Raw genomic sequence first — 8,407 nt, forward strand, 5'->3', positions numbered from 1 at the left:
ATGGCCACGGGGCGACCCGGCCGAAAAACGACCGAGCCGATAAAGGCACTGGCTTTTAACACGCTGTTGAGTTCTCAAGAAACGGACACCCACCGCGCCGAACCCCTGCTTCCGCAGGCCCCGGCTCCGGGGCAACCCTTCTAACTTACCTGGTCTGCTTCCGTTGTCAAGCTGATCCGTGAAGATCTTTTCGACGGTCGGAGGCGTCCCAGTCCCCCGCGGCGACGACACACCCCCAGGCCGAAAACCTGGCGATGATCATTCCGTAGGAGATGCCCTGCGGGCCGGCCACCTCGCGGCGTCCTGCATCCCGATCGGGCTTGCTCTTCCAGAGTACCCCGGCCCACAGCGAGCTGCGAACCGTTTTCCTCTAGTTGGCTTCCCCTGGGGCCGTCCGCCTGTCGGCGTCCCGCATCCCCTTAGGGCAGGACAGATATTAGCAGCACTGGACAGCCCGTCAAATCAGCGTCGGCCCGCACGGCCCCGCCGCAGCGGCGGGATCGACCCCGCGCGCCCGTCCGGGCCCATCGCCCGCACCGGGAGCGACTCCGGCACCGCCCTCCGCCAAGTCGGCGAATGCGCAGGTGAACCGTGCTTCCCGCGTTTCAGATCAGTGCCGTGTCAGCGCCATGTCAGCGCCCGGAGGCCGATGTCCGCGGCATGTCAGCGGCCTCGTCCACGGTGGTGACCGTCACAGCTGACGGACACACGGAAGGCAGATCGATGGACGAAGTGATCCGCGCCGAGGGGCTGCGGAAACGGTTCAGGGAGACCAGGGCCCTCGACGGTGTGGACATCGTCGCGCACCGCGGCTCGGTGCTCGGCGTCCTCGGGCCGAACGGCGCCGGCAAGACGACCGCCGTGCGCGTGCTGGCGACGCTGCTCAAGCCCGATGCCGGACACGCCCGCGTGGCCGGCTACGACGTGGTCGAGGACGCGGCGCGCGTCCGGGCGAAGATCGGGCTCACCGGTCAGTACGCGTCGGTGGACGAGGAGCTGACCGGCACCGAGAACCTCGTGATGATCGCCCGGCTGCTGGACTTCGGCAGGCGGGAGGCCAAGGCCCGGGCCGCGCAGCTGCTGGACCGGTTCCGCCTCACCGACGCCGCGTCGCGCGCCGTCAAGACGTACTCGGGCGGTATGCGGCGGCGGCTCGACCTGGCCGCGAGCCTGATCAACCATCCCGAGGTCATCTACCTGGACGAGCCGACGACCGGGCTCGACCCGCGGGCCCGCAACGAGGTGTGGGACACGGTCCGGGACGTCGTCGCCGACGGCGCGACCGTGCTGCTGACCACGCAGTACCTGGAAGAGGCCGACGCGCTCGCCGACCGGATCGCGGTCTTCGACCACGGCCGGGTGATCGCCGAGGGGACCCCCGACGAGCTGAAGGGGGAGATCGGCCGGCAGACCCTCGTGGTGCGCACCGCGGAGCCGTACCGCACCGCCCAGCTCACCGCGATCGTCGCCGAGCTGACCGGGGAGCGTCCCGAGGTGCAGCAGGCTTCCGGGCTCGTCACCGCGCCGGTGAACGACCCCGGGCTGCTGTCGGCGCTGGTCAGGCGGCTGGACGAGGCGTCCATCGTGGCGGCCGAGCTGGCGCTGCGGATGCCGAGCCTGGACGAGGTGTTCCTCACGCTGACGGGCCACCTCGCCGAAGAAGCACAGTCCGAACTCGTCCCCGAGGGGAGCCCGGCATGACCACGATGACCGTTGACGCCCGTCCGGCAGCCGCGGCCGAGCCGCCCGCGCGGGTCAGCCCGCAGCGGACGCTGCGGCATGGCCTGACCCTGGCCTGGCGCAATATCGCCCAGCTGCGGCACTCGCCGGAGAAGCTGCTGGACACGACGCTGATGCCGATCGTGTTCCTGCTGCTGTTCCTCTACGTGTTCGGCGGTGCGGTCGCCGGCGACACGCACTCCTACCTGCAGCAGTTGCTTCCCGGGCTGGTCGCGCAGATGGCGATGTTCGCGACGATGGGTCTCGGGACGGCACTGAACGAAGACATCCACAAGGGCGTGTTCGACCGGTTCCGCAGCCTTCCGATCGCACGTTCGGCGCCGCTGATCGGGACCGTCCTCGGGGACACGGTCCGGTTCCTCGTCGTGATGACGATGCTCGTCGGGTTCGGGTCGATCCTCGGGTTCAGGTTCCAGACCGATCCGCTTTCGGTGCTGGCGGCGTTCGCGGTGGCGTACGTGTTCTACCTGGCCGTGTCGTGGGTCTCGGTCCTGGTCGGGCTGCTCGCGCCGTCGCCGGAGACGGTGCAGGGGCTGGCGTTCCTGTGGGTGATGCCGTTGACGTTCGGGAGCAGCATCCTCGTCCCGGACACGTCCACGATGCCGGGCTGGCTGGAGGCGTGGACGAAGGTCAACCCGGTCACGCACCTGGCGGAGGCGGTGCGGGCGCTGACGGTCGGCGGGCCGGTCGGCAACCACGTCTGGTACACGCTCGCCTGGGCCGCGGGCATCACCGTGGTGACGTTCCCCCTGGCCATGCGCATGTACTCACGGCGGTCATGAAACACGCTCCCGTGCGGACGCGCCGCCCGGGACCACGGTCCCGGGCGGCGCACCACGTTCAGATGGACGTGATCAAGTCGGCGCCCTGCTCGAAGACGTCCTCGCGGCTCGTTCGCCTACCCCGTTCGTAGGCGGCGTCGAAGGCGTCGGCCCCCAGCGCCCGCGTCGCCGCCGCCAGCGTCCGGCCGACGTCGTAGGACGCGGCGTCCCGGTAGCCGTGCAGGTTGTGCGCGGTGCCGAGCAGTTCGGCGGCCCGGACGAACTCACCGCGCGCCGCGGCGTAGGCGGCGAGGCCCTCGATGAGGGCCGCCACGGTCGGGTTGCCCATGAGCGCGTCGTTCCGCAGGCCGGTGAACGTCTCCAGGTGCCAGCGCCGCGCCGCGTCGAGGTCGCCGTCCTCCTCGGCGAGGCAGCCGAGGCGGCTGCAGGTCCGGCGGAGCGCCTGCGCGAAGTCGGGCCGGTGCCCGCGCCGCTCGACCCACGCGTGCGCGCGGTCCGCCCGTATGCGGGCGGCCTCCCGGTCGCCCTCCTTCAGGGACAGCTCGCACAGCAGCAGCGAGGCGGTCGCCGCGTCGGCGAACTCGCCGATCCGCTCCATCTGCGCCATGCCGTGTTCGAGGTCCTCGCGGGCGCGCGCGACGTCGCCGAGCCGGGCCCTGGCCTGGGCGAGCCCCGTGAGGATCGCCGCGCCCTGCTCCGGGCTGACACCGACCGTGGCGTAGCCGTAGGCCTCCTCGCCGAACCGGACGGCGTCCGCCGGTTCGTCGCGCGCCAGCGCGACCTGCATCATCGCGCCCAGCGCGACGATCATCCCGAAGCGGTCGCCCAGCTCCCGGAGCCGCGCGTAGCCGTCGGCGGCCTCCGTGGCGGCCTCGTCGATGTCGCCGCTGTGTATCCCCATGTGCGCGCGCAGGACCTTCGCGATCGCGCGGACCCACGGGTCGGGGTGGTCCTGGACGCCCCGCAGCCGCCGCCGTACCTCGTCGATCTCCCCGTGGAAGATGGCGGAGGTCGGTTCGATGAGGGCGAGGACCGGATGCATCGGCGCGTCGGGGACGGCGGCGACGATGCGCTCCAGGGTCCCCCGCATCGAGTCCAGCGTGGGCCCGGGCTCCTTGATCATCTCGCTGACGACACCCGCCGTGACGATGCAGAGCGCGTACGCCTCCTCCAGGCCGGGCGGCGCGGTGCCGTCGAGCATGCCGTGGACGGCGATCGCCCAGCCGCCCGCCTCCCGCTCCATGTCGCGCAGCACCCAGAACCACAGCAGCGCCGCGATGAGCCGCAGCCCCGTCTCGGCGTCGCCGGTGTCGATCACGTGCCGGAACGCGACGGTGATGTTGTCGCGTTCGGCGGCGATCCGCTCGACCCAGTACAGCTGGTCGCGGCGGCGCAGTTCCGGCTCGACCCGCTCGGCGAGCCGGACGAGGTGGCCGGCGTGCGCGTCGCGGACCCGCCGGGTCTCGCCGGCCTGCTCCAGCCGTTCCGCCGCGTAGACGCGGACGGTCTCCAGCAGCCGGTAGCGGACGTCGGCGTCGCCGTCCGCCATCACCAGCGACTTGTCGATCAGCGCGGCGACCACGTCGATCACGTCGTGCGGGTCGACCTCGTCCAGGCCGCACACGGCGACCGCGGCCTCCGGGGCGGCGCCGCCGGCGAAGACCGAGAGCCGGCGCAGGACGGCGCGTTCGGCGTCGTCCAGCAGCTCCCAGCTCCAGTCGACGACGGCGCGCAGCGTCCGGTGCCGGGGCAGCGCGGTGCGGCTGCCGCCGGTCAGCAGCCGGAACCGGTCGCCGAGCCGCGCCGCGACCTGGCCGCAGGTGAGGGCGCGCAGCCGGGCGGCGGCCAGCTCGATCGCGAGCGGGATGCCGTCGAGCGCCCGGCAGATCGCGACGATGTCGGCGACGGTGCCGGCGTCCACGGCGAACCCGGGGCGGACGGCCGCGGCCCGGTCGGCGAACAGCCGGACCGACGCGTATCCGAGGGCCTCGGCGGGGTCGGTGACGTCCTCGTCCGGTAACGGCAGGGACGGGACGGGGCACAGCGACTCGCCGGTGATGCCGAGCGGCTCGCGGCTGGTCGCGAGGACCCGCACGCCCGGCGCCTGCGCGAGGACGTGGTCGACGAGCCCCGCGACGGCGTCGACGAGGTGCTCGCAGTTGTCCAGGACGGCGACCATCCGCTTGGCGGCGAGGAAGTCGGTGAGCCGTTCGATGGGCCGCACGGCCACGCGCGTCTCGCCCGGGCGGACGGTCTCGGGGACGCCGAGCGCCGACAGCACGGCCTGCACCACGTCGGCGGGGTCGCTGACGGGTGCGAGCGGGACGAACCAGACGCCGTCCGGCATCTCCTCGACGAGGGCGGCGGCGCTCTCCCCGGCCAGCCGGGTCTTGCCGGCGCCGCCGGGGCCGGTGAGGGTGACGAGCCTGGTCTCGCGGAGCAGCTTGCCGACCCGCCGCGACTCCTCCTCCCGCCCGACGAAGCTGGTGAGCTGCGCGGGCAGGTTGGTGCGCGGCGCCGCCGGCACCGGCGGCGTTCCGGCCGGCGGCGCCCCGGCCGGGGGCTCCGGGACTTCGCGCCGCAGGATCGACAGGTGGACGGCGGCGAGCTCCGGGGACGGGTCGACGCCGAGCCGGTCGGCGAGCGCGCGGCGGGTCTCCTCGTACACCTCCAGCGCCTCGGCCTGCCGTCCCGCCGCGCACAGGGCGCGCATGAGGTGCCCGCGCAGCCGTTCGCGCAGCGGGTGGGCGGCGGCGAGCGGCTCCAGTTCGGCGACCGGCGGGACGGGCAGCCCCAGTGCGATCTCCGCTTCGACGCGGTCCTCGACGGCGGCGAGCCGCAGCTCCTCCAGCCGGGTGACGATTCCGTACGCGAAGTCGGCGTCGGCCGCGTCGGCGAGAGCGGGGCCGCGCCACAGCGCGAGCGCGGCCCGCAGGCCGTCGGCCCGCCGCGCCGGATCGTCCTCGGCGCGGGCGGCCGCCACCGCCCGCTCGAACGCGACCGCGTCGACCTCGGACGGGTCGATCCCGAGCCGGTACCCGCCCGGCCCGTGCTCGACGACGTCGCGCCCGGCGACGCCGCGCAGCCGGGACACCAGCGCCTGCAGCGCGTTGCCGCCGGGCGCCGCGCCGTCCCACAGGTCGTCCAGCAGGCGCTCGGCCGACACGGGGCGGCCCGCCTCGGCCGCCAGCCGGACGAGCAGGGCGCGCAGCCGCCGGCCGCCGACCTCGACGGGCCGCGCGGCCTCGTCCCGCACGTCGAGCGGGCCCAGGATGCCGATGCGCACATGTCCCCTTCCCCCGAGCCATTGTCGCCGATGTGTGGACCGCGCGTGCCGGGTACTTGTCCCGATATGCCTAGAGCGCAGATCAAGGACGAGAAGACGTACCAGAAGCTCCGCGACAGGGGCGAGAGCAAGGAGAAGTCCGCGCGGATCGCCAACGCGTCGGCGAACCGCGGCAGCAAGAACGTCGGCCGCAAGGGCGGCGAGAACCCCTCCTACGACGACTGGACGAAGGACGAGCTGCTCGGCCGCGCCCGCGAGATCGGCATCGAGGGCCGCTCCTCGATGAACAAGTCCGAGCTCGTCAAGGCGCTGCGCGACCACTAGATGGAACTCGTCTTCGTCCTGGACTGCGGCGATCCGGAGGCCCTCGCGGGCTTCTGGGCCGCCGCGCTCGGCTACGACCGCAGCGAATACGCCCCGCCGTACGTGGCGCTCACGGACCCCTCCGGGAAGGGGCCGCGCATCCTCCTGCAGCGCGTCCCCGAGCCGAAGACCGCGAAGAACCGCATGCACCCCGACCTCCGCATCACCGACATGGACGCGGAACTCGCCCGCGTCACCGCGCTCGGCGCGACCGTCGTCCGCGGCCCCTTCCTGGACGACGGGTGGCTGACCACGGTGCTCGCCGACCCGCAGGGCAACGAGTTCTGCCTGATACGCCCGCCCCAAGAGGAGAGGTCATGAACGCGGTCGTCGACACGGCGCGCAAGCAGAAGGAGGAGTACGCCGCCGGGGAGGACCGCCCGCTCGGCTCCTACCTCGGCACCCTCGGCGTGTACGCGCTGACCACGGGCGCGATGGCCCTGCTCGGGCGCAGGCTCCGCGACCGTCCGCCGGCGATCGGCTTCGCCGACCTCGCGCTGATGACCCTCACCACGCACAAGGTCGCCAGGCTGATCGCCAAGGACCCGGTGACGAGCCCGCTGCGCGCCCCGTTCACCCGGTACTCCGGGACCGCCGGCCCCTCCGAGCTGGCGGAGGAGGTGCGCGGCAGGGGCGTCCGGCACGCCGTCGGCGAACTGATCACCTGCCCGTTCTGCACGGCGCAGTGGGTCGCGACGGCCTACGCGGCGGGCCTGGTGTTCGCCCCGGAGGCGACCCGCCTCGCCGGCGCCACGATGACGGCGGTGGCCGGCTCGGACTGGCTCCAGCTCGCCTACGCCCGGCTCCAGCGGGCCGCGGAAGGCGGCTGACGCCCGCTTTCTTTACGTTTGCCCCAGCCGGGACGGGTATGGCGAGCCCATGGATCTGGCATTCCTCAAGACGCTGTATGAACGTCCGGGCCCCTACGCGTCGGTGTACGCCGACCTGACCCGGACCACCGAGGACGCGGTCAAGGCGGTGGAGCTCCGCTGGCGGGCGCTGCGCGCGGACCTGGAGGACCAGAACACCCCCGAGGACACCCTGCGCGCGGTGGAGCAGGCCATCGACGAGGAGATCGTCATGCGCCGCTCGGAGGGCATCGTGGTCTTCGCCGCGGACGGCGAGGTGCTGTACAACGAGCGGCTGCCGAGCCCGCCGCAGAACCCGCACGCCACTCTCGGGCCGCTCCCGGACGTCCTGCCCTACCTGGCCGAACGCGGTGAGAAGATCCCGCACCTGATGGCCGTCGTCGACCGCCGCGGGGGCGCGATCGACTGCGTGACGGCCCGCGGCGAGCGCTCGCACGTCGACGTGCGGGGGGACGAGGACTACCCCATCCGCAAGACCAAGGCGGGTGACTGGAACCAGTCCCGGTTCCAGCGCGCCGCGGAGAACACATGGAAGATCAACGCCAAGAAGGTCGCCCACGAGATCGACCGCCTCGCCGACCGCTGCGGCGCCGAGGCCATCGTGATCGCCGGCGACACGCGCGTCCGGAACGCCGTCTTGGAGGAGATCTCCGAGCGCGTCCTGGAGCGCACCGTCGAGACCGACAAGAACACCGGCATCGACGACCCGGACATCGACGCGGAGCTGCGCCGCCTGCTGCGGCTGAAGACCTTCGAGCGCGTCATGACGGTCGCGGAGCGCTTCGACCGGGAACTCGCGAACGGCGAGCGCGCGGTGTCGGGCCTCCCCGAGACGACCAGGGCGCTCCGCAACGGCCAGGTGGAGACGCTGCTGCTCACCGAGGCCCCCGGCTCGGGCGACCAACTGTGGATCGGCCCGGACCCGGCCCAGGTCGCCGCGACCGCCGCCGAGCTCCGCGAGGAGTTCGGCATCACCGACCCCGAGCAGGAGCGGGCGGACGCCGCCCTGGTGAGAGCCGCCGCGGCGACGGACAGCGAACTGGTCGTCCTGCCGCCCGACGAGGAGGAGGGCCCGGACATCCCGGTGGGCGCCGTCCTCCGCTTCACCACGACCCCGAACCCCGACGCCTTCACCAGGAATCTGGACACCGCCTGAACGGCAAAAAAAATGATGGGCCGACGCTATCCGCCGACCCATCACCACAGACTCCAGGTGGAGCTATGGGGATTCGAACCCCAGACCTCCTCCATGCCATGGAGGCGCGCTACCAACTGCGCCATAGCCCCTCGGTCGAGGAAAAGCTTAGTGCACGTTGAGAGCGCTCATGACGCGCGGGGCCGCGGAGGAACGTCCCTCCGCGGCCCCG

General features: G+C 72.7%; 7 protein-coding genes and 1 tRNA gene. 6 read left to right on the forward strand and 2 right to left on the reverse strand.

Features of this window, described 5'->3' with window-relative positions; translation table 11 throughout:
- Positions 1-723 precede the first annotated feature (723 nt).
- Positions 724-1,701, forward strand: a complete 978-nt coding sequence (locus ABZ806_RS44270) for an ATP-binding cassette domain-containing protein (protein WP_500225861.1) — start codon at positions 724-726, stop codon at positions 1,699-1,701.
- Positions 1,698-2,522 (forward strand): ABC transporter permease, encoded by an 825-nt coding sequence (locus ABZ806_RS44275; RefSeq protein WP_500225862.1) that lies wholly within the window; start codon positions 1,698-1,700, stop codon positions 2,520-2,522. The genes ABZ806_RS44270 and ABZ806_RS44275 overlap by 4 nt, the downstream gene beginning before the upstream one ends.
- 58 nt (positions 2,523-2,580) lie before the next feature.
- On the opposite strand, the gene ABZ806_RS44280 is transcribed toward ABZ806_RS44275, so the two are convergent.
- Positions 2,581-5,808 carry an ATP-binding protein gene (locus tag ABZ806_RS44280; protein WP_500225864.1) on the reverse strand — a complete coding sequence of 1,076 codons (3,228 nt, stop codon included), beginning with the start codon at positions 5,806-5,808 and terminating at the stop codon, positions 2,581-2,583.
- Positions 5,809-5,874: 66 nt separating this feature from the next.
- On the opposite strand from ABZ806_RS44280, the gene ABZ806_RS44285 reads away from it, so the two are divergent.
- Genes ABZ806_RS44285 through ABZ806_RS44300 form a run of 4 tightly spaced genes read left to right on the forward strand, consistent with a single transcriptional unit; the run spans position 5,875 to position 8,196 of the window.
- A complete protein-coding gene (locus ABZ806_RS44285) occupies positions 5,875-6,132 on the forward strand; it encodes a DUF7218 family protein (RefSeq protein ID WP_500225866.1) in 258 nt (85 codons plus the stop codon).
- Positions 6,133-6,492, forward strand: coding sequence for a VOC family protein (locus ABZ806_RS44290; RefSeq protein ID WP_500225867.1), 360 nt, complete (start codon positions 6,133-6,135; stop codon positions 6,490-6,492).
- Positions 6,489-7,001 (forward strand): DUF1360 domain-containing protein, encoded by a 513-nt coding sequence (locus ABZ806_RS44295; protein WP_500225868.1) that lies wholly within the window; start codon positions 6,489-6,491, stop codon positions 6,999-7,001. Before ABZ806_RS44290 ends, ABZ806_RS44295 begins: the two co-directional genes overlap by 4 nt.
- Positions 7,002-7,050: 49 nt before the next feature.
- Positions 7,051-8,196, forward strand: a complete 1,146-nt coding sequence (locus tag ABZ806_RS44300; protein ID WP_500225871.1) for a baeRF2 domain-containing protein — start codon at positions 7,051-7,053, stop codon at positions 8,194-8,196.
- A gap of 58 nt (positions 8,197-8,254) precedes the next feature.
- Here ABZ806_RS44300 and ABZ806_RS44305 read toward each other — a convergent pair.
- A tRNA-Ala gene (locus tag ABZ806_RS44305) sits at positions 8,255-8,327 on the reverse strand.
- Positions 8,328-8,407: the final 80 nt, after the last annotated feature.

Origin of the sequence: Spirillospora sp. NPDC047418, assembly GCF_040643275.1 — a bacterium.
In the GTDB taxonomy this organism is placed as follows: Bacteria; Actinomycetota; Actinomycetes; order Streptosporangiales; family Streptosporangiaceae; genus Spirillospora.